This window comes from Burkholderia sp. Bp9016 (assembly GCF_003857765.1).
GTDB lineage: Bacteria > Pseudomonadota > Gammaproteobacteria > Burkholderiales > Burkholderiaceae > Burkholderia.
This window is the reverse complement of sequence record NZ_QTPY01000106.1, coordinates 1-249: the sequence shown is the minus strand read 5'-3', so window position 1 is coordinate 249 and position 249 is coordinate 1. Positions and strand designations below refer to the sequence as shown.

Here is a 249-nt window from a genome sequence, read left to right as displayed (position 1 = left end):
GGGAATCAATTCGCTGTCGACTGGCCTGAGCTCGACCGACAGCACGGTGGCTTCGCTCTCGACTTCCACGTCGACGGGCCTCTCGTCGGCTGACAGCTCGATCAGCTCGCTGTCCACGTCGACTTCGACCGGCATCAACTCGCTGTCCACGGGCCTGAGCTCGACAGACAGCACCGTCGCTTCGCTTTCGACTTCCACGTCGACCGGCCTCTCGTCGGCAACCAGCTCGATCAGCTCGCTGTCCACCTC

General features: G+C 63.5%; 1 protein-coding gene. It reads right to left on the bottom strand.

From position 1 onward, the window contains the following. The coding region (locus tag DIE13_RS33740; RefSeq protein WP_311768351.1) for a hypothetical protein at positions 1–249 on the bottom strand (249 nt) is incomplete at both ends.